General features: G+C 39.3%; 23 protein-coding genes. 12 read left to right on the top strand and 11 right to left on the bottom strand.

Annotation, left to right across the window (positions count from 1 at the left end; all coding sequences use genetic code 11):
- The first annotated feature begins 70 nt into the window (after positions 1-70).
- The 4 genes from fucP (at position 71) to N7U62_RS09180 (ending at position 4,741) form a co-directional block, all read left to right on the top strand.
- Positions 71-1,378 (top strand): L-fucose:H+ symporter permease, encoded by a 1,308-nt coding sequence (gene fucP / locus N7U62_RS09195; protein WP_264137669.1) that lies wholly within the window; start codon positions 71-73, stop codon positions 1,376-1,378.
- Position 1,379: 1 nt separating this feature from the next.
- Positions 1,380-2,534: an alpha-hydroxy acid oxidase gene (locus N7U62_RS09190; protein ID WP_264137668.1), complete on the top strand. Its 1,155-nt coding sequence runs from the start codon at positions 1,380-1,382 to the stop codon at positions 2,532-2,534.
- Positions 2,535-2,646: 112 nt separating this feature from the next.
- Positions 2,647-3,831, top strand: coding sequence for a glycoside hydrolase family 88 protein (locus N7U62_RS09185; RefSeq protein ID WP_264137667.1), 1,185 nt, complete (start codon positions 2,647-2,649; stop codon positions 3,829-3,831).
- Between the two features lie 7 nt (positions 3,832-3,838).
- Complete coding sequence (locus tag N7U62_RS09180) at positions 3,839-4,741, top strand: sialate O-acetylesterase (protein WP_264137666.1); 903 nt, start codon at positions 3,839-3,841, stop codon at positions 4,739-4,741.
- A gap of 51 nt (positions 4,742-4,792) precedes the next feature.
- On the opposite strand, the gene N7U62_RS09175 is transcribed toward N7U62_RS09180, so the two are convergent.
- Genes N7U62_RS09175 through N7U62_RS09150 form a run of 6 tightly spaced genes read right to left on the bottom strand, consistent with a single transcriptional unit; the run spans position 4,793 to position 11,151 of the window.
- Positions 4,793-5,233 carry a hypothetical protein gene (locus tag N7U62_RS09175; RefSeq protein ID WP_264137665.1) on the bottom strand — a complete coding sequence of 147 codons (441 nt, stop codon included), beginning with the start codon at positions 5,231-5,233 and terminating at the stop codon, positions 4,793-4,795.
- Positions 5,234-5,237: 4 nt separating this feature from the next.
- A complete protein-coding gene (locus tag N7U62_RS09170) occupies positions 5,238-6,827 on the bottom strand; it encodes a capsule assembly Wzi family protein (RefSeq protein ID WP_264137664.1) in 1,590 nt (529 codons plus the stop codon).
- Positions 6,828-6,837: 10 nt separating this feature from the next.
- Complete coding sequence (locus tag N7U62_RS09165; RefSeq protein ID WP_264137663.1) at positions 6,838-7,818, bottom strand: glycosyltransferase family 2 protein; 981 nt, start codon at positions 7,816-7,818, stop codon at positions 6,838-6,840.
- Between the two features lies 1 nt (position 7,819).
- Entirely contained in the window at positions 7,820-9,439 is a 1,620-nt protein-coding gene (locus N7U62_RS09160) for a cyclic peptide export ABC transporter (RefSeq protein ID WP_264137662.1), read from the bottom strand.
- Between the two features lie 33 nt (positions 9,440-9,472).
- On the bottom strand, positions 9,473-10,147 hold the full coding sequence (locus N7U62_RS09155) for a glycosyltransferase family protein (protein ID WP_264137661.1): 675 nt from the start codon (positions 10,145-10,147) through the stop codon (positions 9,473-9,475).
- Entirely contained in the window at positions 10,144-11,151 is a 1,008-nt protein-coding gene (locus tag N7U62_RS09150) for a glycosyl transferase family 90 (RefSeq protein ID WP_264137660.1), read from the bottom strand. Before N7U62_RS09150 ends, N7U62_RS09155 begins: the two co-directional genes overlap by 4 nt.
- 174 nt (positions 11,152-11,325) lie before the next feature.
- Between N7U62_RS09150 and N7U62_RS09145 the strand changes: the two genes are divergently transcribed.
- From N7U62_RS09145 to N7U62_RS09130, 4 genes are all read left to right on the top strand, one after another.
- Positions 11,326-12,195 (top strand): hypothetical protein, encoded by an 870-nt coding sequence (locus N7U62_RS09145; protein ID WP_264137659.1) that lies wholly within the window; start codon positions 11,326-11,328, stop codon positions 12,193-12,195.
- 101 nt (positions 12,196-12,296) lie between these two features.
- Complete coding sequence (locus N7U62_RS09140; RefSeq protein ID WP_264137658.1) at positions 12,297-13,322, top strand: NAD-dependent epimerase; 1,026 nt, start codon at positions 12,297-12,299, stop codon at positions 13,320-13,322.
- Between the two features lies 1 nt (position 13,323).
- Complete coding sequence (locus N7U62_RS09135; protein WP_264137657.1) at positions 13,324-14,505, top strand: glycosyltransferase; 1,182 nt, start codon at positions 13,324-13,326, stop codon at positions 14,503-14,505.
- Between the two features lie 157 nt (positions 14,506-14,662).
- On the top strand, positions 14,663-15,883 hold the full coding sequence (locus N7U62_RS09130) for a glycosyltransferase family 4 protein (protein WP_264137656.1): 1,221 nt from the start codon (positions 14,663-14,665) through the stop codon (positions 15,881-15,883).
- Between the two features lie 23 nt (positions 15,884-15,906).
- Here N7U62_RS09130 and N7U62_RS09125 read toward each other — a convergent pair whose 3' ends face one another.
- From N7U62_RS09125 to N7U62_RS09115, 3 genes are all read right to left on the bottom strand, one after another.
- Positions 15,907-17,817 carry an ABC-F family ATP-binding cassette domain-containing protein gene (locus tag N7U62_RS09125; RefSeq protein ID WP_264140425.1) on the bottom strand — a complete coding sequence of 637 codons (1,911 nt, stop codon included), beginning with the start codon at positions 17,815-17,817 and terminating at the stop codon, positions 15,907-15,909.
- 134 nt (positions 17,818-17,951) lie between these two features.
- Positions 17,952-18,302: a T9SS type A sorting domain-containing protein gene (locus N7U62_RS09120; RefSeq protein WP_264137655.1), complete on the bottom strand. Its 351-nt coding sequence runs from the start codon at positions 18,300-18,302 to the stop codon at positions 17,952-17,954.
- Between the two features lie 303 nt (positions 18,303-18,605).
- Entirely contained in the window at positions 18,606-18,785 is a 180-nt protein-coding gene (locus N7U62_RS09115) for a hypothetical protein (RefSeq protein WP_264137654.1), read from the bottom strand.
- A 109-nt stretch (positions 18,786-18,894) separates the two neighbouring features.
- On the opposite strand from N7U62_RS09115, the gene N7U62_RS09110 reads away from it, so the two are divergent.
- The 4 genes from N7U62_RS09110 (at position 18,895) to N7U62_RS09095 (ending at position 24,272) form a co-directional block, all read left to right on the top strand.
- Positions 18,895-20,043 (top strand): PQQ-dependent sugar dehydrogenase, encoded by a 1,149-nt coding sequence (locus N7U62_RS09110; protein ID WP_264137653.1) that lies wholly within the window; start codon positions 18,895-18,897, stop codon positions 20,041-20,043.
- Complete coding sequence (locus N7U62_RS09105) at positions 20,040-20,696, top strand: alpha/beta hydrolase (protein ID WP_264137652.1); 657 nt, start codon at positions 20,040-20,042, stop codon at positions 20,694-20,696. Before N7U62_RS09110 ends, N7U62_RS09105 begins: the two co-directional genes overlap by 4 nt.
- Before the next feature lie 153 nt (positions 20,697-20,849).
- Positions 20,850-22,778 (top strand): ATP-binding protein, encoded by a 1,929-nt coding sequence (locus N7U62_RS09100; RefSeq protein ID WP_264137651.1) that lies wholly within the window; start codon positions 20,850-20,852, stop codon positions 22,776-22,778.
- A gap of 168 nt (positions 22,779-22,946) precedes the next feature.
- The gene (locus N7U62_RS09095) at positions 22,947-24,272 is read left to right on the top strand and encodes a glycoside hydrolase 5 family protein (RefSeq protein ID WP_264137650.1); all 1,326 of its coding nucleotides are present in this window, start codon (positions 22,947-22,949) and stop codon (positions 24,270-24,272) included.
- A gap of 51 nt (positions 24,273-24,323) precedes the next feature.
- Here N7U62_RS09095 and N7U62_RS09090 read toward each other — a convergent pair whose 3' ends face one another.
- Positions 24,324-26,249, bottom strand: coding sequence for an AAA domain-containing protein (locus tag N7U62_RS09090; protein WP_264137649.1), 1,926 nt, complete (start codon positions 26,247-26,249; stop codon positions 24,324-24,326).
- The gene (locus tag N7U62_RS09085; RefSeq protein ID WP_264137648.1) at positions 26,246-26,941 is read right to left on the bottom strand and encodes an HAD family hydrolase; all 696 of its coding nucleotides are present in this window, start codon (positions 26,939-26,941) and stop codon (positions 26,246-26,248) included. Before N7U62_RS09085 ends, N7U62_RS09090 begins: the two co-directional genes overlap by 4 nt.
- Between the last annotated feature and the right edge of the window lie 12 nt (positions 26,942-26,953).

The raw sequence follows: 26,953 nt of genomic DNA, 5'->3' as shown, positions 1-26,953 counted from the left end.
TAGAAAAGAATTGATAATGTAATGAGCAAATGCGTCAAGCGTTTAGCGAATTGCGTAAAGCGAATTAAGCATGATAAAGAAAACTGAATCTGTGGTATCCCGTCAGGTAATACTGCCTTTTGTATTGATTACCTCCTTGTTTGCCCTCTGGGGATTTGCCAATGCGGTGACCGATCCCATGGTCAGTGCATTTAAGAAGGTACTGGAACTCAATAATACCCAGGCCTCTTTGGTGCAATTGGCCTTCTATGGAGGATATTTTACCATGGCTCTGCCAGCCTCCATGTTCATCCGAAAATATTCTTATAAGGTGGGCGTGCTCATCGGCTTGGGCTTATACGCATTTGGAGCTTTGCTTTTCTATCCCGCAGCGGTTACCGAGCAATTTGGCTTCTTTTTGGTGGGACTTTATGTCCTCACCTTTGGATTGGCCTTTTTGGAGACTACCGCTAATCCATACATCCTGTCCATGGGTAGTGCAGAGACAGCTACACGCCGCTTGAATTTGGCACAGGCTTTCAATCCATTGGGTTTGATTGGTGGTCTATTGGTCGCGCAGAAGTTCGTATTGGCCAGACTACAATCCGATGATGTCAATTTTGCAAATCTTGACGAATCAACTAAAATATTGATCCGTCAGTCGGATCTGATGGTGATCCGAGACCCCTATGTGATTCTTGGTTTGGTGGTGATTGCTATTTTCGTGTTGATCGCTATCAACAAAATGCCGGAGAGCAAAGATGAAGATATGCAGACCAGCACCTGGGATATTATTGTGAACTTGTTCAAGAAGTCCTATTATGCCCATGGGGTGACCGCTCAGGCTTTCTACGTGGGAGCGCAGATCATGTGTTGGACCTATATCTATCAGTATGCAGAGTCGATCGGTATAGATGGTGAGACTGCCGGCAACTATCAGTTTCTGGCTTTTATCCTGTTCTTTGTTGGACGTTTTGTATGCACTTTCTTGCTCCGATATTTGGATTCTGGCAAGCTGTTGACATTTCTGTCCGTACTGGCTATCATTTTTGCACTCGGAACCATGTTTATCCAGGGCATCTTTGGGCTGTATAGTTTGGTTGCTATTTCTTTCTGCATGTCTTTGATGTTCCCTACGATTTATGGGATTGCTTTGGAAGGCTTGTCGGAAGATGAATCCAAAATAGGAGCTGCAGGTCTGGTCATGGCGATTGTGGGCGGAGCACTGATGCCTGCGCTGCAAGGAAAGATACTTGATATCGGTGGAGATGGCTATACAGATGCAATGATCATGGGTGTACCTGAGGTGAATTTCTCTTTCATACTACCCCTGTTGTGCTTTTTATTTATCGCAGTATATGGAGTGAGAGTTTTTATGACTCATAAAAAAATGAATTGAGATGCCAAAGTGGAACTACAATAGCAATTACCCATCGATAGAGGACTTAATTGAAAGGGCCAAGCAGAAGGTGCCTCGATTTGCTTTTGAGTACCTGGATGGGGGCTGCAACGAGGATGTGAACCTGATGAAGAATACCCGTGAGATACGAGAGGTAGAATTGATTCCTCAGTATCTGACGCGTCACATAAAGTCCGATATGAGTACCGAGCTCTTTGGTCATACTTATGATGCGCCTTTTGGGATTGCACCTGTGGGACTACAAGGATTGATGTGGCCCAATGCGCCAGAGATTTTGGCCAAGGCTGCTTTGAAGCATAATATCCCTTTCATCCTGAGTACGGTCACGACTATGAGCATCGAGCGTGCGAGTGAACTGACAGAGGGAAGGGCCTGGTTTCAACTTTATCATCCTGCCAAGGAAGAAGTGCGAGACGACATCCTGAAGCGTGCAGAAGCAGCCGAATGCCCCGTGCTGGTTTTGCTCTCAGATGTACCGACTTTTGGTTTCCGTCCCAGAGATATCCGCAACGGACTGGCCATGCCACCTAAGATGACATTGAAAAACATTATGCAGATCATGGGTAGACCCGATTGGGCGCTGCGTACCCTTGTTCATGGTCAGCCCAATTTTGAGACCTTAAAACCTTATATGCCAAAAGGTCTTGATTTGAAGCAGCTGGGTCTGTTTATGGATCAGACCTTTTCTGGTCGATTGAATGAATATAAGGTAGCCGCTATCCGTGATAAGTGGAAAGGTAAGATTGTCCTGAAAGGAGTGGCCAGTGAAGAGGATACCGAAAAAGCCATCAAGCTGGGGCTAGATGGAATTATTGTTTCGAATCATGGTGGCAGACAGTTGGATGCAGGGGAGTCCACGATCGCTCCTTGTACCCGCATTGCAGAAAAGTATCAGGGAAAGATCAAAATCATGATGGATAGTGGCTTGCGATCCGGGCCGGATATCGCCAGAACTTTGGCCAGAGGAGCAGAGTTCACTTTTATGGGTCGGAGTTTCATGTATAGCGTAGCAGCCTTGGGTAATCAGGGTGGAGATCATATCATCGGGATGCTAAAAACTCAATTGCAACAGGTGATGGAACAGATCTGTTGTGAGAGGGTAGAGGATTTTCCAAAATTTGATATCAGGAAATAGGCAATCGTGAGACTTTTGAGTAGCCAATTAAGATTTACTTGCTGATCAGAACACTATCATTAACTTTAAGGGGCTTGGAAAATTTTCAAGACTATAAAAGGATGATACTATTATGAACTTATATATGAAAAGACTGGCTATATTCTTTGCGATGGTGGTTTTGGCTGCCTGCAGTTCAAAAAAAGAGGAGGCGCCTGTTTCAGATGTAGAAGAAGCTCCTACTGTCTTGTTGGAAAAGAACATTCCGATTGCGATTGAGCATTACAAAAACATGATGGAAACTCTGGAAGGAGAGGAGTTTCCAAAAACCTATGTCGATGGGGAATTCAAGACTAGTAATTCGGGCTGGTGGTGCAGTGGTTTTTATCCTGGTACCTTACTTTATTTATTTCAGGAAAGTGGTGATTCGACGCTACTCACAGAGGCTGAGCGTATGCTCAAATTGTTGGAGATAGAGCAATACAATAAGTACACGCATGATTTGGGATTCATGATGTATTGTAGTTTTGGCAATGCCTTGAAAATTGCACCAAAAGAGGAGTACAAGAGGATTCTGGTGAATAGTGCAGAATCGCTTTCCAGTCGGTTTTCTGAGGAGGTCGGAGCGATCAAATCCTGGGATTCTTTGCCTGAAGACTATCTGGTGATTATTGACAATATGATGAATCTGGAACTTTTGTTTTGGGCCACTAGGGAGACAGGTGATAGTACCTTTTATGATATAGCTGTGACCCACGCCAACACCACCCTGGAGAATCACTTCAGAGAAGACAACAGCAGTTATCATGTGGTGAACTATGACCCGAATGGGGGTGGGATTCAGGAGAAAAAAACTGCACAGGGGCTAAGTGATTCTTCTGCATGGGCCAGAGGTCAGGCTTGGGGTCTTTATGGTTTTACGGTGATGTTCAGAGAGACAAGAGATTCCGTTTACCTGGATCAGGCTGACAAGATTGCTCAGTTTTTTGTTAACCATCCGAATCTACCAAAAGACAAGATTCCTCTTTGGGACTTTGATGCCAAAGCTGATGAAGAGCGAGATGCTTCTGCTGCTGCCATTGCTGCATCTGGTTTGTTAGAGCTGGATGAGTACCATCCCGATCGCGGTTATGCAAAGATCGCTAAAGAGATGTTGGCTGTTTTGTCTGGATATTATACTGCCGAGGTAGGAACCAACGGAAATTTTTTAATCATGCATAATGTGGGACACAAACCAGAAAATAGTGAAGTAGATGTGCCGTTGACCTATGCGGATTATTATTTCATCGAAGGTTTGATTCGATTGTCTAATAAATAAAATTTAAATGAAAAGACTGAAAATTACTTTAGGACTCCTTGCTTATTCGACTGTCCTTTTTGCTCAAAAAAAGAATGAAATCGACCTTTATTACCTTGGTGGACAATCCAATATGGATGGTTATGGATATATAAAGGATTTACCAGACTCGCTGAAAAATGTGCAGGATGGTGTGTATATCTTTCATGGTAATACTGTAGCAGACGATGAAATAGGCGGAGGTGTAGGTAGCTGGCAAGTATTAAAACCCGGACATGGTGTAGGTTTTGGTGCTACTACAAAAAAGAACAACTACTCTGATCGATTTGGGGTGGAGTTGAGTTTTGCTAAAAGAATTCAAGAATTGCGTCCGGGTCGAAGCATTGCCATCATCAAGTATTCAAGAGGGGGTACTGCCATAGACAGTGCGGCTATCAATCATTTTGGCTGTTGGGACCCTGACTACAATGGAAAGACTGGGATCAATCAATATGATCAGTTTTTAGCCACAGTTAAAAATGCCATGGCAGATGGTGACATAGATGATGATCGAGTTCAAGATGTTTTGATTCCTCGCGGGATTTTATGGATGCAGGGAGAGAGTGATGCGAATCCAGAAGCCGTGGCTTTGAGATATGAGGAAAACCTGAAGCGATTGATGGATTTGGTTCGAGCAACATTTTGGACTGATGATTTGCCTGTGGTGATTGGTAAAATTTCAGATTCCCATCACGAGAGATATGATGGTCTGGTATGGAAATATGGCGATTATGTGAGGCAGGCTCAAGAGAATTATGTGAAAAAGGACGGTCGTGCTGCCATCGTAAGACAAACTGAGACTTATCAGTATTCTGATCCCTGGCATTATCAAAGTGATAATTACGTGCAGTTAGGGATTGCCTTTGCAGAGGCGCTTGATGGAATAGAATAAACAATAAAGGCTACTCGAAGAGTAGCCTTTATTGTTTAAAAAAAGAATATTTTAATCCAATATATGGGTTTTGGTGATTTTAAGGCCAATTGATTGATGTATGTGGTTTGAATACTCACTTACATATTCTATTCCTTCGCCATCTTTGTATATTTCATATACGTATTCATAATTGTTGTTTTCACAGCCGCCACAATCTGCATTGAAGCCTTCCATTTTTATTTCAACTCCTTTTTTATAATAAGGATTGAGATCTAAAAGAATATCTTTTGTCTGGCCATGCTTTTTACTGTCGTAGATGAGTTTGTCGTCAGCATATACCATGACATAATCGTCAATTCTAAAGAAGATCATGGAATAACCCTTGCTTAGTGGTTCTTGTGTTGTTTCTTCCTTGTCCTTGTTCAGTTTGTTAGGATTAGGAACGCATGAAGATAATACGTATATAAGAGAGAATGATAAGAAAAGGTATCTCATGTTTTTAATATTCATATTGCTACTGGTTAAACAGTCTTGTTAAGTTGAGTCCAACGAAAATATTGGTCTTATTGTTGTTTTCGATGAAATATTGGTTTTCTCGGATACAAACTCCAAAATCTATGCCAAGCATATAGTCTCCAATGAATCTTGAATATTTTGACTCGAGGGTCCATTCATGGTCGTGATTGTAGAAGGTTTGAATATTAGAGTAAAAGTAGTCATCATCAAATCTTATTCTTTGTGCTGTTAAGTTTAGTCGACCTTTTTTGAAAAAATATTGTGCATCAAAAAAATCAGTAGTTGATCCAACTCCAATACCAGCACCAATAATTTGGCCATCTTGTGTATAGCCCTGACGTACTATACTATGGGAATACCAAGAATTATTAAATCTATAGATATAATTTTTAGGTTTGTCGACGGAGGTATGTTCGTAAGTTAACTTAAGCACATTATTGGTTTTGATGTCAATATATTTGCTGAAACCTAAGGTGTACCCCCTACCATGTTCTGGTTCTGTATCAATTAATTTAGATCCATAATCGTTAAGACCATATTCGAAATAAGTTTCAAACCCTACTTTTTCAAATTTCCAACGTATGGTTAATGAACCCAGTTGATCGTATTCGTCATTTCCATTGGCCCCACCGTCTGTGTCATCAAATTTTCCAATAAAAACGATTAGGTCAGATGCCTCAAAATCGTCAAGTTTTTTATAGAAAGCTCTGTTGAAACCAATGTAAAGCGAGGGTAGAAATGATGGATTATAGCCAATGTTAAGGCCAGACCAATATCTATAATTCCATTGATTGTCACTACTGAAGTAGTCAGACTTATTTAGGACACCATAATATACTTTTGCTTCAATTCTTCCGATTTTTGTATTAATGGGTTTGTGAGTCCCAATATCAAAATGAGGAAAACCACCTGCATTATTACTCATGATTATGGGATTTCTTTGAGCTGGTCCCCAAACCATATTTTGGGTTGAAATACCAATTGTCATGTTTTTATACACGGCACGAATTTCTGTTTGCCCCCAATCTATTTGGGTAAATGACGAATCACCATAGCGTTGTACATAGTCTATTCGTTGATTACGAAATTGGTAGTTATAAATATGGTTGTTACCCTGAATTGGTGCTAGTTCAAAATCAGCATTTTGAGAATAGAAAATAATTGGTGCTAATGTGAATTCCAATATTCCGTATTTGCCTGTTAAACCACCCTGAAGTGAGCTAGTTAAGCCTTTTCCCTTCCAAAGAGCTCCGTCATTGTAACCACGAGCGTAGGTTGAATTATAATGATTGGCAAACCGAATCGGGAGTATGGATATGTACTTGTTGTTTTTATTTCTTGGGATTTGAGAAGACCAAATATCCCATGAAAGAGAGTCTCTATCGTATTGATTAATTATTGATGCGAATATATTTATTCTATTTTCTATTTTTTCATTTTTAATTTCTAGAACCCTATAATATTCCAACCATTCACTTTCTGGATATAACACTTGTGAAAATATGGAGCCAGACAAGCTGGTGGCAAGACCAAATATTAGTATGAATTTATTTTGGAACCTTTTGATATTGGTATTGTTTAGAGTCAAAACACGGTACTTAAAATTTGAAGATGCCTAGCTTGTAAAGCATTATTTTAATCTTAGTTTTAAAAAGCAAGGATTTCAAGTTGCTTAGTGATATTACAATGTCGTACGTGTTTACAGGGCTGTTAAGATTGAGAAATTTCAGAGAGTCTCCTAAATAACTTTTGATAATTTGATTTTTTTCTTCCAGAGAAAATTTTGGGTCTTTCATGAGCCTTCTGACATCATGGACTAAGCTCTTAAGTACACGTTTTTCAAAAAAAATATAATCCCTTTTAAAGATCTTTCGTTCCTCCATGAAATCCTTTATAGTATTAAAAACAATGGGATTTGTGGCGAATACATTTTTGTAATTGGCAGTAACAGAGTTTTTTAGTTCAATTCTATAATAATAGAGCGGTATTCGTACTAGTGAAATTTTGTTTACAAAATATAAGAGCCTTGGCATTGTCGCTAGATCATCCAATGGAATATGAACTGGGAAAAGAATGTTGTTGTCTGTAAAAAGTGTTTTTCTAAACAACTTATTCCAAAGTAATACATTACTAGAATTAATCTTGTCTTTTGATTTTTGAAAGGATTTTAACTTTCTGATTTTTAGTTCTTTGTTTTGAAAATCGTAAAAATAACACTGTGAAATACAAGAGTTGTTTTTAGTAATATTTGTATAAAGTTTTTCAAACATTTCAGCTTTCACCCAGTCATCACTATCCACCCAACCGATATAATCTGCTGAGGCATTACTGATTCCTGTATTTCTAGCCCCACCAACTCCAGTATTTTTACTGTGTTTGAAATACTTGAAACGATTGTCTTTTTTTTTGAATTCAAGACATATCTCTTCATCCAATTGATCTGGCGAGGCATCATTTACCATAATAACCTCTATTTGATTGAGTGTTTGGTTCTCAATGCTCTCTAAACACTGCCTGAGATGCGTGGATGCATTGTATATAGGAACAATAATTGAAACCAGAGGATTTGAGTTTTTCATGTCAGGGGGTTTTAGAATTAATCATTCCTTCCTGTAATTCTATAATCTCGTCAGCTACCTCAAAGTACTTTTCGTCATGAGAAATTACGATGATAGTTTTTCCTATTTCTTTGAGGTAAGGTAGAATTTTGTGATAGAAAATCCCCTTGAAATAAGGGTCTTGGTTAGCTGCCCATTCATCAAAAACATAGATATCCTTATTATCGAGCATATTGGCTATAAGTGCCAACCTGGACCGTTGTCCGTAGGAAAGTGAGATTGTACTGAAGGTGTCTCCCTCAATTTCAACTTTGCTTTCCATTTCTAGCATATTGATGAAATTATCTGCTTTTTCTTCCAAATAGGAAGCTTCAATATGGGATAAATGCTCGAATACATGTGAATCTGCATAGTAGGCCGAAAATAAATTTCGGTAACTAATGAGATTCTCCATTTTCACTTCTTCGTCATAGTATTGGATACTTCCACTAATTGGGATGTAGAGCCCTGTGAGGATTTTTGAAAATGTAGTCTTTCCACTTCCATTACCACCAATTATAAAGGTGATGTTATTCTTTTTAAAAGCTATATCCAATGGGCCAAAGGTGATTGGATTTTCATGCTGCTGGGTTTGATACTGAAATTTGATTTTACTAAACTTTAATATGGGGACGTTTGACTCGTGATTGGGTTTTAACTGCTCAGAGGACTCGATTTTTCTTTTGTCCACGTCTAAACCCAATTTGTGAATCTGTTCTAAAGAAACCATTGCCCCACTCTTAAGCCTGAAAAAACTTGCTATTTTGGTGGTAAATGGAATTAAGAAAAGGATAGTGGGAAGAATTACCTTGAATTGATAAAAATCTATTGGTAGTATGGTCGCACCTGCGTACATGAGTAGTCCTGAGAAGATAAAAACCAAGAGATCAGAAAGTCGATCATTAGTTTCTAAAAGGACTTTTCTACGGACCTCTGATTTGTTCCAAAATTTCAGGTTCTCTGAAATTACCAGAGAGATATAATCGTTTCTTCTTGCTTCATTTAGTGAAAGCTCTTTTAAACCAGATACAAGGTTTGATAAGTCCCTATATAAATAATTGTTGTATTTGGTTGAATTGCGAGTAAGCTTTCTCACTAAAGGCAAAGTGGACGCCACCATTATGATCTGGAGAACAAATGCGATCATAAAGAATGATGTCAATTTCCAGTCCGATAAAAACATGACATAAAGGGTTGCCACGACGGTGGTGACAGATACTAGAAATTGAGGAATTCTATTGATGAACTCTGAAAGCATAGTAATGTCTCTAGTGAGAACAGGAACGATTCTCGATGAAGCCGATTCAATGTACTCGTAATTCGCTTTTAGAATTTTTTCAGATAGATTTTGGGTGAGTTGCCTTATAACAATGGAGGTTATTTTTGCTATAAAATAACCAGAACCTATCCCCAATATTGTTGCAATAATGCTATATCCAATGATCTGAAAAATGAAATTTTCATTGATATTATCTACTGAATCCAGCCCCGTTTTGATCATAGTAATCACTCTGGACGTACAAAATCCTGAGGCGACACCTGTAATGGCTCCAATAATAAATAGGCCCAGTCTGTTTTTAATAAGAGGGAACAGTTTTTTCATTCTTCGTTTGTATTGGATTAAGAATAGGACTGATTAAAATATTTTGTCGTATTCCACTTTGATAGCTTCCGCGATTTGTTCTTTTGTCATGGCAGAAAGATGTCTGCAGAATTTAGTATTCCTTTTACTAACGATTTTAGAAGGTAAATAGCCTATGAGTTTATCTAATTCTGGGTCTTGCATGACACCATGAAGCAGCACATTTTGTGTTCTTGGATGCACATCGGCTAAATGTCTAAGTTTTCCTTGTCCTAGCTCCAGCCATGTGTCAATAAACTGATGGACCTCAGGGCAATTCCTCATGATGTTGAAACCTGCATTTGGCAAAGCCCAACGGCCGACCTTGAAACTCAAGGCCCAGTTGTGTGAGAAGTAAATGCCCATTCGGTCGGAACCATCTTTTTGAAATAAAATTCTTTTATCGCCGATCATATATTTGTCTATGAGCTCTTCTAATTTCTGGTCTAATCGATCATGATATAGAAAAGTGTCTGCATCTACCATCATGACATATTCCGCATTGCTTTTTTTGAAATGATCCTGGATCATTTTGATTCGACTCCATGTGAAGGCCATGTCTGGGATGAGTTTTTCACCATAGTGATGAAAGGAGTAACCATGTTGTTCGCAGTATTTTTTCCAAATCGGAATAGAGTATTGAGTATATATATCTATGTGCTCTGTTGAGAGCATTAATATGTCTATCATTTTATTGAATTTTTATAACTCACGCGTTTGGCGTATTCTTCTAACAATAATTTCTGAACTTGTATATCATTTTTATCATCTAGAAACTGTGCCATGTATTTTTTTCCGTTTTCTGCAATCTGTTCGCATTTTTCATCGTTTTCGGATGCCCATTTTAAAACTTCTTCTAGATTAGATAAGTCTTTGTTGAGTTCCAAATAATGCACAAATGGCTCCAGTTTTTCTTCCATAATCCAGGATTGCCAGTAAGGCTTAGGCATAATCGGTACTGAATTAGATGATAAAACCCATCTTAGGTTGCTGGCGACATCATTCCCTTCCAGGCTGATTACAAATTTGTATTCCAATTGTTTTTTAATTGAAACTTTTGCCTTCTTGAGGTGTGCGAGGTGTGGTTTTTGTTTGGTGGTAGCAAAGGCAACATCATATTTGTTGAAGTACTTCTCTACAAAGGTTACTCTCTGTTCTTGACCAGTAGTAGCTCCGCGCCATATGACACTATTTTTTTTGTCTCGCCAGGGGATGTCGTTTTTTTGTGCGGACTCACAGGGTTGAGTAAGCCTTAAGGTTCTGAAATTAAAGATGACACTTTCCTCATCATCACCTCTCCTAGATTTTTTAAGACAAGGTATTCCGTCAGTATAACCTGTTTCTCCATAGAATAGAGGGTACTTGAATGCTTTGTATTTCAGGCCTAGTTTATCAAAAGGAATAAAGAAATTCATTAAAGAATGTAAGTCTTTGTAGGCTTTGTAGTAGGGTAAAACTCTGATGTTTCTTATTCGAGGCAGATGTACGATGTATTTGCAATACCAATGTGTGAAAGTGTTTTCATACTGTTCAAAGGATACCAAGTGAAGCTCTTTTTGATTCCATTCGTTACTGTTTTTGATTTTTTTGAAGACTTCTAGGTCTATTTCAAAAGAATCTAGTCCGTTTAGGTAAAAATCAACTCGTTCTTGTGGGGAAAACCAGAATTCTTTTTCAATATCGTTTTTAGACATCTGTATTAAGTGAATTGCATGCAAAACTAAAGAATTATATTTTCTCTAAAACCAATAGTTGTAAATCTTCAAGCTATACAAGGAAAAGCAACATCACATTGATAATTATGGAAGTCTCTGCGGTAATATTCTTTATGAAGCGCTTATGTTTGCGTCAAAATTGAATGCTTAAACATGAGGAGATTTGTTTCAGAAATATTGAGGTTGTTTCAAGTCAGAATTACACAACCATCGTATTGGGTCAAAAAGATTCAAGAAAAAGAGAGGTCTAATGCAGTAATCTCCCTATCGATTTTACCCACACGATTTAAGGGGCTGACACCTACACTTAATTCTTTGACAGATCAATCCGTACTTCCCGAAAAAATTATTCTCAACTTACCTAAGGCTTTCGAAAGAGATAAGGCAGAGTACGACATACCGGATTATGTTTTAAATCACCCTTTGGTTGAAATTAATTGGATTGAGAAGGATTTAGGCCCGGCAACTAAACTATTGCCAACTTTGGATCTGTATAAAGAGGAGCCGGACAAGTTAATTATTGTCTTAGATGATGATCAGATTTACCCAAGAGGAATGGTAGAGAATTACATCGCTAATTCGAAACAATTACCGGATGCAGCGATGACTTTATCTGGGTGGACTGTGCCGAAAAGTTTTGATCACAAAGATAAGGAGCAGCTATATGGTGGAATAGTGCGCTTTTATAGAAAGGATAACTCAGTCACTAAGCCAGTGCGAGTTGATTGTCTGCAAGGGGCGGCCAGTTTTGCAGTAAAGCCAAAATTATTTGATGCGCGAGTCTTTGATTTTGCTAATGCGCCACGGGAGGCCTTTTTTGTGGATGATATCTGGGTAAGTGGAAACCTTTCGCGAAATCAATCTCCAGTATATGTAGTGCCTGCACCGTTTAGATTTGGACGTTTTGTGTCGCTGCGGCAATCGACTAAAATGGGTCTGTCTAGCACAGTGAATTCAGACAATACCAACAATAATACCCTTTACAAGTATTTCGATAATGTCTGGTGGTCTTTGAATAAATAAAAATTATTTGTTGTTAACGACTTGCTTTTAGTGGTTTAGGAGGAAATCTTGTCGTTATTGTAACAACAATTTTAGATCTCAAATGTAAATAAGATCCTTCTATGGAGAAGAAAATATTAGTTACAGGAGCTGCGGGCTTTATTGGTTTTCATGTGGTAAAATCTCTGGTGGCAGATCAAGCATACAAAATCATTGGATTGGATAATATAAACGATTATTATCCGATGACTTTGAAGTTTGAAAGGTTAAAAGCTCTTGGCATTCATCCCGATTTTATTCGCTATGGCAAGGCGACTAAAAGCAAAACCTTTGATCGTTTTGAGTTTATCCGAATGGATATAACTGATGAAAAATCTTTAACGAATTTATTTGAAGAGTCAGGATTTGATTATGTAATTCATTTGGCTGCTCAGGCAGGTGTGAGGTACAGTATTGATAATCCTAATGCCTACATTCAATCTAATATAGTTGGTTTTAATAATATTCTGGAGGCATGCAGGGAAAACCCCGTTAAGCATTTAGTTTATGCAAGTAGCTCTAGTGTTTATGGTCTGAATAGTGAACAGCCTTTTTCTATACATCATAAGGTGGATGAGCCAGCTAGTCTTTATGCTGCCACAAAAAAGAGTAATGAGCTAATGGCTCATACCTACAGCCACCTTTTTGGAGTACCTACTACAGGGTTAAGGTTTTTTACAGTATATGGACCTTGGGGTCGTCCTGATATGGCGCCAATGCTATTTGCTAAAGCTATCTCAAACGGTGAACCAATTAAGGTGTTTAATAACGGTCAAATGGAGAGAGATTTTACTTACGTGGATGATATTGTGACTGGTGTTTGTCGAGTGATGGAGAATGCACCTCGGGAAAATCACCATGGCATTCCCTATCGAATATTTAATATTGGAAATAGCAAACCAGTTCAGCTCATGGATTTTATTGAGGTAATTGGTAAAGCATTAGGCAAGGAGGTGAAAAAGAATTTCCTGCCAATGCAGGAAGGGGATGTAGTGAGTACTTATGCAGATACAAGTGAACTCAAAAAAGAAATTGGCTATCAACCTAAGGTAAGTATAGAAGAAGGTGTAAGTAATTTCGTGGACTGGTATAAAAAATTCTATAAATAGGATGTTTACACTTCTAGATTGTAATAATTTTTGGAGTCCGTCGGGTGGTGGAGTTAGGAGGTATCATTTGGAAAAGATGGAGTACTTCAAAGATAGAAGTGATGTGAAATATGTTTTTATCATGCATGATGATAGAACATATACGGAGCAGATAGGCCCCTGCGCTTTTATTGAACATCTTGAGGTTCCTAAAGTATTAGGGAATTGGGAATATCGATATCTGCTTAAGGCTTCTAAAATAGCCCCTTTGATTGTAAAACATAATCCGGACGTGATAGAAGTAGGTTCTCCTTATTTTATGCCAGGGATAGTGAATTCTGTGGTAAATAAGTATGCTCTGAAAGCCAAAGTATTTGGTTTTTGGCATGCAGATTTTCCGGTAACATATGTTAAAAGATTTTTAAAAGGGGCACCTTTTTCTCTTTCAGTGAAAGGAGAGAAGGTAGCCTGGGCTTATGCCCGAAAAAATTATAATCGAATGGCTGGTGTTGTTGCATCAAGTCAGATTATAATCGATCGAATGATTAAAAACGGGATCAAAAACACTCATTTTGTTCCTTTAGGGGTGAATGAAAACCTCTTTAATCCCAATAAAAGAAATGTAAACTTAGTTTCTGAATTGAAAGCAGGAACAGATGAACGTTTGATTATGTTTTTTCCTCATCGTTTTTGCAAAGAGAAGGGGTTACATATTTTATTAAAAGCCTATCCCATATTGTGCGAAAAGCTGAGCGTTGAACCAGCGTTGATATTGGCTGGAATGGGGCCTGATCAAGATTCTGTGGAGCAAATGGCTGAACAGTTTGAGCATGTACATTTCAAAGGGTTTATAAAGAGTAAAGAAGAAATGGCCGAGTACTATGCTAGTGCGGATTTGGGCTTTGCACTGAGCGCCTGGGAGACTTTTGGTCTATCCCTAGTCGAGTCGTTAAGTGCGGGACTCCCATTGGTTGCTGCTAGTGATGGTGCCGCGAAGGAGCATATAGATCGGTCCGGAGCAGGTATTGTGCTTGATCAAGTCAATGTTGAGGAACTAGTAAATGCAATTATAGCGTTTAACAATGATTCCAATCGCGATGGTTTGAAAATGAAGGCGAGAGATTATGCCAAGGAGCTTAGCTGGGAGAATTGCTTCGATAAACAGTTGGCGGTTTATCAATCTACATCAGACTCTATTGTATGACTCATATTAATTTTGACAAATTAATTCTGTTTTAATATAGGGGTAAAGCAGTGTTAGTGTGACATTATAATAGTAAAGAAAGGAAAGACCTAAAACTTTACCGAAATTGGTTAGGATTATAATATCCTACATTGTTTTATTTCGTAGAAGAATTCTAATGCAGAATAATAAGAAAAAAGTAGTTCTTTTTGCCGACGTTTTAGAGGAGGATTTCGATGGCGTTAGTATTACTTTAAATAAGATAATTGCTGATTTTCCCAAGGATCGTTTCGATTTGATGATCGTAACGCCTCATCCACCTAAGGATAAGTCCAATATTGAGTTTCCTATGATTGAGATTCCTTATTTGAAATTTCCACTTCAGGTTGGATATAGACTAGGGTTACCAATAAAAGCAAAAGGCTTAAAGAAGGCAATCAATGAGTTTCGACCAGATTTATTACATTTTACTTCACCTACGCTAATGGGAAGATTTGCCATAAATTATGGCAGAAAAAACAATATCCCCGTAATGACTGTTTATCATACTCATTACCCGTCATATTTAAAATTTTACGCGGGTAGATTGGGAGCTAAGATTCTCGGTTGGCCTTTGAGTCAAGGTATGGCTTGGTATTATAAAAATGCGGACTTGACATTGGTGCCAACAAGCCCTGTCAAGAGAGACCTGGAGAGGTTGGGCATAGATAGTAATAAGATGGTGATCTGGGGTAGGGCTATTCATGCCAATCGATTTAACCCAAGGTTTAAGCAAACCGATTATTTTGAAGGAAAGATTCCAAAAGGAAACAAGACGGTCTTATTTGTAAGTAGGTTAATTAAGGAGAAGAACGTGAATATGTTGGCAGAGATGTATGAACGTTTTGAAAGAAAAAATAAGAAAATAACCATGGTCATAACAGGTGATGGGCCTGAACTTGAGTGGTTAAAGGAAAAGATGCCCAATGCACTTTTTACTGGGAAACTTAGAGGGAAAGAATTGTCTACTGTATATGCATCAGCTGATTTGTTCTTCTTCCCTTCAGCATCTGAGACATTTGGTAATGTAGTTTTAGAGGCAATGGCTTCTGGTTTGCCAGTGGTGGCCGCAGATGCAAATGGACCTTCTGATATTGTGAAGGATGGAATTACTGGTTTTTTGGCTAAACCAGGATACCATAATGGATTTTATAAGAGAATTCTTGCATTGACTCAAGACGATCATTTAAGACTTCAAATGGGCAAAGCGGCGTTTGACTATGCTAATGCTAAGACCATTGATAACTTGCATGCAGAGCTTTGGGGGCATTATGAAAGAGTTATCAAAAGCCATGAGATGCGTTCAAATGATGAGCTACAGTCCATTGGTGAAGTAGCTTTGAGCTACAAAGAATCTTAATTAAAGATAAAGGAGATGGAGGGTCAATCCTCCATCTCTTCTATTTGCATAACCAATTCTTCCCATTTGTCATTATGACCTTCCAGGTCTGATTTTACTGTCTGATATTTTTCATCAATCTCGCTTAGCTTATCTGCATTATTGAAAATATCCGGTTTAGCCATGTCAGCCTCTAGTTGTGTTTTTTCTATTTCTAGCTTTTCTATTTTGCTTTCTATTGCGTTCAATTCCTTTTTGAGCTTAGACAAAATGTTCTGATCTACATCTTTGACCTTTTCTTTCTTCGGCTTGTTTTCTTTCGCCTTTACGGGAGCTTGTTTTTTTTCTGTTTTCTTTTGGGCTTGCTGAGAAGCCCACCATTTGTACTCGTCGTATGTGCCCGGGTATTCTTTGATCTGTTGGTCTTCGAGCCACCAGATTTTGTTAGCAACTTTCCTTACGAAATACCTATCGTGAGAGACCAGAATAAACGAACCTTCGTATTGTTCTAATGCCTGAATTAGGATGTTTACAGATTGAATGTCAAGGTGGTTGGTGGGCTCATCTAATAACAGGAAGTTGGCTTCTGAAATCAGCGTTTTAGCCAATGCTACACGAGATTTTTCCCCTCCAGAAAGCACCTTGATTTTTTTGAATACCTCTTCGTCTGAGAATAAAAAACAGCCCAATACACCACGTAGCTCTTGTTCACTTTTTCCTGTTCCGGCTTGTTTCAGTTCTTCCAGAATCTCATTATCAATGTTGAGTGATTCTAATTGATGCTGAGCAAAAAAAGCGGGGTTTACATTGAATCCCATTTTAGCGGAACCTTCCACATTCTCATCTCCATCTATGATTCTTAATAGTGTTGATTTACCCTTTCCATTTGCTCCTATCAGTGCAATTTTGTCTCCTCTTTCTATTCCGGCACTCGCTTTTTTTAGGATGTCAATACCTGGGTATGATTTAGAAACCTCATCGATAGTGACTACATGTCGGCCCGATTGCTTACCGAAGTTGAATTTAAAATTGATCGCCACGTTATCTTCGATCACATCTTCTACTTTGTCCATTCGTTCCAGAGCTTTCACCCTGGATTGAACTTGTTTGGCTTTGGTAGCTTTGGCTCGAAATCGCTCAACAAACCTTTCTGTTTGTTTGATTTGCTGCTGTTGGTTCAGGAAAGCGTTCTTTTGAAGCTCGTTTCGCATTTCCTTTTCTTGCAGATAATTGTCGTAGTTGCCAGGGTACATAGTCAGGTTTTGCTGACTGACTTCAACTATGGTGTTAATAGTATTGTTGAGGAACTCACGGTCGTGAGATACCACAATCACTGCACCTTCATAATTCCGGAGGTAATTTTCTATCCACTGAATCGACGGTAGATCTAGGTGGTTGGTAGGCTCATCCAGCATCAAAAGGGAAGGGGATTCTAGAAGCAATTTGGCCAGAATTACACGCATACGCCATCCTCCACTAAATTCCCTCAAGGGTCTTTGGAGGTCGCTCGTCTGGAAGCCTATCCCTTCCAGTACTTCCTCGGCCTTGCTTTGCAAAGTGTAACCATCCTTCGATTCAAACTCTTCTTGTAGTCGAGCCAGTCTATCTACCAATTTATCTTCATAGTTGGTTTCCATCTGCTTCAGTACTTTGTCGATCTGATGCTGGATATCTATCACATCCTGAAAAGCCTCCATAACGACCGATAGAATAGAATCGTCTGATTGAAAAGAAAGCATGTCTTGATTCAAGAAACCGATACTGCAATCCTTTGACATGCTGATTTCTCCACCATCTTTGGTCAACTGGCCAATGATCAGTTTTAAAAGCGTGGATTTACCGGTTCCATTTAAGCCAATGAGACCTATTTTGTCTTTGGGTTTGATATGAAGAGAAGCTTCCTCGAAAAGGGCACGACTGCCTAGATAATAAGATAAATTGTTGATAGAAATCATGCCGCAAAGATGATAAAGATGTTTGATCCTGTGGCTATGTGCCAAATAGTTTTTAGTCAGAATGGTATCTATAATAGAAAAGCCCTGATGCATGGCACCAGGGCTAAAATTCTAAGAGAGTAGTAAGTTGGGTTTTATTTTATTATGATCGTCTTCTTTACGCTGTACACATCATTTGATACAGAGTAAGCGTATTTTCCAGCTGGATAAGCTGAAAGATCGAAGGCTTTCGCATATTTTGAACTCTTCACGTCTTTGTCAGAAAAAATCAAAGTGCCGTAAGTATCATAGATTTTTACTTTAACTTCTTCTCCAGCTAATTTTTCAAAGATAACGGCAACTTTCGCGTCTGCCATTGCTTTGATTTGTACGTTCAATTCTGGGCTAATTACTTTTTCTGCTTTCTCAGCATTTTCTCCTGCGTATGCTACGCTAGTCAAGGCTACAAATAATGTAAGGGCGATTGCTTTAATTGTCGTTTTCATCTTCTTAGTATTTTGTTTTTTTGAAATTGATTACGATGCAATGATAGAACAGCCCGGATAGGTTCTAAAGTGAATTTCGGTGAGTTTAAACTTTTTTCAGGTGAATTTAAGATTATTTTCTTTGGGTGTATGACAGGTTTTTTAATGATTCCACCAGAAGTTTAGAAAATGACTTTAAATCAAAATAGGCTATGTTTTCGTCAGTTGAAACAATAGGAGAAGTTAAATATGCTTTGAAATTGAATGGTAAATGTGTCTGATGTGACAGGTTTTATTCGGTCATTGATTCCTGAAATATCAGCTTTACTGTTCTGATGTTTTTCTCTTTTTGATTAGCCCGCTGATCATCATTCCAACACCGCAACCTAACATCACTCCTTGTACGAAACTCTGCTGATGGGTATAATGGTTGATTATTTGTGAACCTGCAAGAAGTAAGATGCCGCCAAGCATCATGAAGGCTTTCTTTTTTGAGTTATACATGAAAAGTACGCTTTGGTGTTTTCGGTACAAAGAAAGCAAAATCTTGACAAGGACGTTTTCGCTTTACATACTCCTCCTTAACTTGGGCTTTCATTATCCAAAAGAAAAAATGAAAAACAGCATATTGATTATTCTCTTGAGCATGTCATTGCTGGCATGTAACCCCTCAAATGGTGAAGGCGAAGTAAAACAAGTAGAGGCTGAAACCACTTTTGGGGATAGCTTGTCAGACTTGAACTTACCCGATGGCTTTGAAATAGCTGTGTATGCAGATGATGTGCCAAATGCTCGCTCTATGGCTATGAGCTCTGGTGGTGTGCTTTATATTGGTACCCGAAATGAAGGAAAAGTCTATGCAGTAAAAGATTCGGATGGGGATAATGTGGCTGAACAAAAGTATGTTTTGGCTAAGGATTTGAAAATGCCCAATGGAGTGGCCTACAGGGACGGCAGCCTTTATGTTGCAGAAATCAGTAGGTTGACTAGGTTTGATAATATTGATAACCAACTAGAAAATCCCGGGCAAGGTGTAGAGATTTATGACGACTATCCTACTGACCAGCATCATGGTTGGAAATACATTGCTTTTGGACCAGATGGTAAGTTATATGTGCCTGTGGGGGCTCCTTGCAACATCTGTGAAAGTAAGGATGAGCGATTTGCCTCTATCACTCGAATGAATGCTGATGGAAGTGATAGAGAAATTTTTGCGTCTGGTGTTCGAAATACCGTTGGGTTTACTTGGGACTCAGAGGGTAATATGTGGTTCACCGATAATGGTCGAGATCTTCTTGGAGACAATATGCCTCCTTGTGAACTAAATAAAGCAACTAAAGCAGGTAATCACTATGGCTATCCATATTGTCACGGTGGAGATATCGCAGACCCTGAGTTTGGATCAAAATATCCATGTTCAGATTTTGAAGCGCCTGCTCGTAAGTTGGGTCCTCATGTAGCTCCACTTGGATTGAAATTTTATACCGGAGATATGTTTCCTCCCGAGTATAATGGATCCTTGATCATTGCAGAACATGGTTCATGGAATCGATCTCGAAAAATTGGTTATCGATTGATGCAGGTTAAGGTTGAAAATGGCAGGGCAGTATCCTATGATGTGTTCGTAGATGGTTGGCTAGATGAAAAGGCACAGGAAGCCTGGGGTAGACCAGTGGATGTGTTGGTGATGAAGGATGGGTCCATTTTGGTCTCAGATGACAAGGCAGGAAAGATTTATCGCATTAGTTACAAAGGAGCATGATAAAAGGTCATAGCGTAAAGCTGAAAATAGAAGCTCCCTATCATTCCCTATTCGAGTTAACTCCTGAAACACAGCATATTTGGATCGTTTGTCATGGGTATGGACAGCTGTCCAAGCGGTTTATTGCTAATTTCGATCATATAGATTCAGCTAAAAATTACGTCATTGCTTTGCAAGGGCTTTCAAAGTTCTATTTGGCCAACTTTAGGCATGTAGGGGCTAGTTGGATGACCAGAGAGGATCGTGAGGTCGACCTCCAGAATCAAAAGAATTATTTTGAAGCCATCTATGAGCGATTCAATAATGGGGCTGAATGGGAAGGGAAAAAAGTACATCTTCTTGGTTTTTCACAAGGAGCTTCCGCCATTTGCCGCTTTGCTGCGCATTTGAAAGTCGATTTCCATAGTCTCGTTCTTTGGGCGGGGAGTTTTCCCCCTGAACTGACTGCAGTAGATTTTGAATACCTGACGGTCGAGGCTCAGACTTATGCAATATTAGCCGATCAGGATGAATACTTTTCTCAGGAGCTTTTTGATATGGAAATTGAAAAAATGGAATTGGCTATGGACACTTCTGCTAAGAGGATTGGGTATACAGGCACACATCAATTAGATCGAAAGGTGATTGATGAATTGGTTTATTCTAATATTTAATCATCTGTTATACGTGTTTGTAATTCATCTGAATACGATATTTGACTATTTACTTCAAGTTTTATATCCAATATTTCTGAATCAATTATATTAGCCTCCCAATCCAAGTATACCTGATTCTCAATTGTATTTAACTTCTAGTTCTAATTGAATATGTTGAAGGCCATTTTTAAGATATGGGTATTCTTGTGGTTTATCCCTCAAGCTTGGGCCATTGACTCCAATGATTTGGTGAACAAAGGAGATTCATGCTTTGTTCAGGTTGATTATGATTGCGCACTGGAATCTTATCAAGCCGCCTTGAGTTTTGAAGATGGAGATAGTAGTGTGATCCTATACGTGCAAATCCGAAACAAAATTGCAGATGTTTACTACCAGTCTGGAGAGTTTAGAGAGGCATATGCAGACTATAAGGAGGGTTTGTCTTTAGCTGATCGTTATACCTTACTTCCAGAAAAAGCCAAAGCACTTGAAGGCCTTGCTCACATTTTATGGAGATATGGGGATAATGTTAAATCTATAAGCTCCATTCTTGAAGCAATTCAAATCTTCAAAGAACTGAAAGATACTAGTTCGCTAGTCAGCTCATCTAATATTCTTGCTGGAATATATATGAGTACCGGGGAAATCGATAAGGCCGGAGAAATATATTCTGAGACTCTTTCTTTGGCTATTGCTGGTAAAGACTCATTGGGTATGGCTAGCTCTTATGAGTACAAAGGAGTGACCAATTTTTTTAAGGAGGATTTTAAGAAGGCTATTCAGTTCTATGAAAAATCTTTGCTAATCAACAAACAACTCGGCAATAGTCTAGAGGCTGGGATAAACAATGCCAATATAGGTGAGGCGTATAATTCATTGGGTGATTTTCAATTGGCTTTGGAGTATTTTGAAGAGGCTGAGAACTTGATGAAGAAGCATGATTTCAAATCAGGGCTCATTTTTGTCAATTATAGTACTGGCGTGAGTCACTGTGGTCTGAAAAATTTTTCTGAAGCCTTTAAAAGATACCAAAGGAGCTTAGAATTGATTGAAATTACGGGTGAAGAGAGAGAAAAACCTCAAGTATTGAAGTTGCTGTCTGACTGCTATGCGCAATCTGGTGATTACAAAAATGCATTTAATACGCATCTGCAATACGTTTTTACGAAGGATTCTTTGGAGCATATTAATAGAAATATCGAACTCATGGATATAATGGCTCGATATGAAGTGGACAAGAAGGAACAGGAAAATTTGTTGCTTTCTAAAGAAAATGAGAATAAAGCTCAAGAATTAGAAAATAAAGAAACAATTATTTTTCAGCAGAAAGTTTTTGGGATCGTTCTTTTTGGGTTTTTACTTCTATCATTCTATCTGTATTACAAATTGAGCCAAAATAGAACTCAGTTGCTGTTAGCAAATCAGACAAAAGATAAATTATTTGGCTTTGTAGCACATGATTTGAAAGCCCCCATGGCCAATATTCAGATGTTGATTGATCTATTAAAATCTGATGTTTCTGATGAAAATGTTGAGGTTGTCCAGACTGTTGCAGAACTCAATAATGCTTCTCATTCTGTTAGTTTGTTGTTGAACGATTTGTTGTCCTGGTCTATTTCACAACAACGAGGCTTTGTTTTTGCTCCAAAACCAATTGATCTTAAATTGACGATTGATGGCTGTATTGAATTGTTTCAAGAGCAGCTTGAATATAAGGAACTGGAAGTAGTGAACGAAGTTCAAGAAGAACCTAAAGTTTGGGTTGATGAGAAGGCCATTCAGGCAATCATCAGGAACTTGATTTCCAATGCAATCAAATTCTCTCACAGAAATGGCATCATTCAGTTTAAGTCAGCGAGTGAAGGTAAGGAACTAACCTTCACGATTATTGATGCTGGAGTTGGGATGTCGCAAGAACAAGTGGATGGAATAATGAATTCGAATGCCTTTGTCACGAATCGTGGTACTGCTAATGAAAAAGGGAGTGGTATGGGCATGAACCTTATTAAGGATTTTGTTGTCAAGTCGAAAGGTAAATTGTTAATCCATAGTCAAGAAAATAAAGGGACTCAGGTCTATATAACATTACCATTGGCCTAATAATTACATTTAGGAATTTCCAATATCCTTCCATTTATTAGAAATTGTTACTCCTGCCTACTATACGCGACTTTTTGTGCAATATGCGCTGCTTCTATGAAAGATTTGTAACCCTCACTTTAAAGCAATAGAGCCAACTTGCATTTAGAAATAATAGACAAGAAACGCATGAAAAAGTATTATTGGATGTGGGTGTTGGCGATAGTATTTGCTGCCTGCAGTCAAAATAAGAAGAGTAACGATACAGTTGACGTTGATCAACAAACAGAAATTGAAAAAGATGGCTTTGTAAAAGTCAATGGTCTGAGTTTTGAGATCGATGGAGAACCTTATAGATACATTGGAACCAACTTTTGGTATGGTATGAATTTGGGCTCTCCGGGAGAAGGAGGAGATCGGGAAAGATTGGTTCGTGAACTAGACAGATTGCAAGCTCTGGGCCTAAAGAACCTCCGAGTAATGGCCGCAAGTGAAGGTGCAGAGGATAGCCCCTATCAAAACAAACCTATTCTACAAACGGCTCCTGGTGAATACAATCAGGAATTGTTAGAAGGATTAGATTTCTTCTTTGTGGAGTTGGCCAAAAGAGACATGAAGGCAGTCGTTTGCTTAGGTAACTTCTGGATGTGGAGTGGAGGTTTTCCACAGTATGTTTCTTGGGCAGAGGGATCAGAAATTCCTTATCCTGATGTGATGGGTGGAGGTTCCTGGGATGATTTTATTTCCTACTCTGAATCTTTTTACAGCAATGAAAAGGCTCAGCAATACTATTTCGACTTTTTGAAATTTATCATCAACCGCACCAATAGCCTGACAGGACAAAAATACAAAGAGGATCCAACAGTGATGGCCTGGCAGTTGGCTAACGAACCACGTGGCTACAATCATGTGGAGGAATACAGAGTATGGCTGAATAAGGCTGCTGCGTTGATCAAAGAACAAGATCAAAGGCATTTGGTCTGTACGGGTACAGAAGGGGATACTTCTACACCTATTTCTGGAACGGAGCTATACGAAGACAATCTTTCTCCGGATATAGATTATGCAACTACTCACGTCTGGATTCAAAACTGGGGATGGTACAATCCTGAAAATGAAGATAGCTATGCTCAGGCATTGCAAAAGAGCAAGGATTATCTAAAAGGACAGGAAGAAAAGGCGAAGCGTTTGGGTAAGCCATTGGTGATTGAGGAATTTGGAGTGTCTCGCAATGGAGGTAATTTCTATGACTCAGCAAGTGTATCAGTCAGAAATGATTACTATGAGTTTCTTTTCGATTATACCGTCAGCAATATCAAGCAAAACGGAATCATTCAGGGTTGTAATTTCTGGTCTTGGGGTGGAGAAGGACGTCCCGCCAATCCCGGTATGCTATGGGAACCAGGGGATGACCTGATAGGTGATCCTGCCCATGAACGTCAGGGTTGGTATTCGGTCTACGAGACGGATAGCAGTACCATAGAATTGATTAAATCTTATACTTCAAAGATATAAATGGACAGAGGTCGGTGAGGGTCTTGCCCTCACTGACTTTAATTTCTTCTATTAATAAATCAATTCGAAAGCGCTGCGATAAGCATCTATTTCATTGATGTAATCGATGAATTTCTCATAAAAAGGGTGCTGACCAATGGTCGCACTGTCCCCGATGACTACCAGTTTTTTTCTAGCTCTTGTCAGTGCTACATTCATTCTCCTGGTGTCAGATAAAAATCCGATTTGAGCTTCTTCATTAGATCTGACCAAACTAATGTAGATGACATCTCTCTCCTGTCCCTGAAAGGAATCTACCGTGTTGATTTGTAGTTTTTTGAGTTTGTCAACGTCTAAGCCTTGTTCTAGAATTTTTTCGTTGAGCAGTGCTGTTTGAGCTTTGTAGGGGGAGATAATTCCTATGCTTTCCAATTCGTCCAGTTGCTCCATACTCTCTAGCTGACCAAGGTATTCAGTCAGGTGTTTAATCAGTAGATCCGCCTCTTCTGCGTTGAAGGAACTTCGCGTTTCTTTATCCACCGCCTCATAAAAGGCGCATCCGGCAGTATCGATGAATTCTACGGTTTGATCCTCAGGATAAACCTTCCAGTTTTGGACCGACTCATCTGCCTTCAAGTCTCCTTTGTAGAACATTCTACTCGAGAAATCCATGATTTTTTGATTCATACGGTACTGGATAGAAAGCATGACGTCCGCATCATTTCGCTGGATAGCTTTTTCGAAGAGTGTGACTTCTAGTCCTTTTTTAGCTGCTTCGAAAGACTTGATAGTCGGTGGAAGCTGGCAGTGATCTCCAGCCAGAATTACTCGTTTAGCTTTTAAGATAGGAATCCAGGCTGAAGCTTCTAGTGCTTGAGCTGCCTCATCGATGAATACCGATTCGAAAGTCATTCCTTTGATGCTGGTATTGTTGGATCCAACAAGCGTACTGACTACCACTTGGGTTTTGGCTAGAATGTCATTGATGATATAGTATTCCAGATTATTCGCATCTTCCTTGAGTTGCAGTGCCTGTGATTTGATGGCTCTGCGTTGGGCTTTTTCTGCACTCCCAAAGTTCCGTTTGTATTTACTGGCCAGTTTGAAATATTCTTCCGCCTGCTTACGCATATCTTTCAGACTTTTGTAGTCGTCGTGATGGGCGATCTTGGCGTCCAGCGTTTTGCTGAGGATGTCTTCGTGCACTCGGGCGGGATGACCCACTCGTAGTACTTCGATGCCCTGAGCCCCTAGGCGTTCAGCCAGTAAGTCGACAGCTGCATTACTAGGAGCGCAGACCAGGACTTGTTTTTCTGTTTTTAAAGTTTCGGCAATAGCTTGAACGAGAGTGGTAGTTTTTCCTGTTCCTGGAGGGCCATGGATGATAGCGACATCTTCTGCATTGTGCACCAAACGCAGTGCTTCGTTCTGGCTTTCATTCAGACCAATGTCGCGAATTACATCTTCATTTCTAAAGCTGGCACCACGGCTACCCAATAATACCTCCTTCAGCACTTCGATGCGTTCTCCTTTGGCCTTGATTACCTTTTGCAAGGCTTTTTCCATCTCCCTATAGGCATTTTCATCGAACAGCAGTTGAATGCCGATCTGGTCATAGTTGACCCAACCTGGTAGCTCATCTGCATTCAAGGTGATATGCATGTCGGTTTTCGTGACAGAGTTAACCACACCTGAAATGGCTTCTTCACTTTTTCCTTCCCCAAGATTGTTCGAGAACAGGCTGATCAATTTACCTGATTGAAAAAGATGGGCCTCATCGTGTTCTTTTTGTCTGGAGATTTTGATGATCAGACGTTCACCTGCATCATAGCGTGTTTTTTGTAGATCAACCGGATACCAGCATACGCCTTGTTTCCTGCGTTCCTTGAGCGAAGTGCTGGACATCTTGATGCGGTACTGTCTGAGGTCTTCCTCCTTTTCCTGTAGCAACAACTGAAGTTGATTTTTCAGTTCCTCCTGAATATTGCTCTTTGTCATCCGAGGTTTGATAAGTGCTTGGGTAGTTCGCTGATGTCTTCAAGTAGGGTCAATCGTGGGTGCTCCACTTTTCGATCTACTTTTTCATGTTCCCAGGTGATGTGATAGGGCACATGAAAGGCCCGAGCTTCCAAATTCAATACAGGTAGGATATCTGACTTCAAAGAATTCCCTACCATGGCAAATTCCGTTGGTTTAATATCCAGATGCTTGATCACTTTTTCATAGTCTGATTCTTTTTTCTCAGACATGATTTCTATATGGTGAAAATACTTTTCTAGCCCTGATTTTTGAAGCTTGCGTTGCTGGTCGAGTAGATCACCTTTTGTGGCTAAAATAAGACGGTATTCGCTGCGAAGCTCCTTTAACACCTCTTCTACATGATCAAGCAGGATCACTGGTTTTTGGAGGAGTTCTTTGCCGATCCTCAATATTTGCTCAATATCAGTCACGTTCATGGTGCGACCAGAGATTTCTATGGCGCTTTCAATCATAGAAAGCATAAATGCTTTGATGCCATAGCCATAGAGCTGCATATTTTGGAGTTCGACTCGATAAAGTTCTTTGACAGAACTATGCTGGGGCATGTAGTCCTCCAGCAGGTTACAAAATTCTTTCTCAGCTTCTCTAAACAGACCCTCGTTGTGCCACAAGGTGTCGTCTGCATCAAATGCAATGGTTTTTATGGGCATAGTTAAATTTTC

The sequence above is a fragment of the Reichenbachiella ulvae genome, assembly GCF_025833875.1.
Taxonomy (GTDB): Bacteria; Bacteroidota; Bacteroidia; order Cytophagales; family Cyclobacteriaceae; genus Reichenbachiella; species Reichenbachiella ulvae.
Note: the sequence above shows the minus strand (reverse complement) of the source record. Positions and strands in the feature narration are given on the sequence as shown.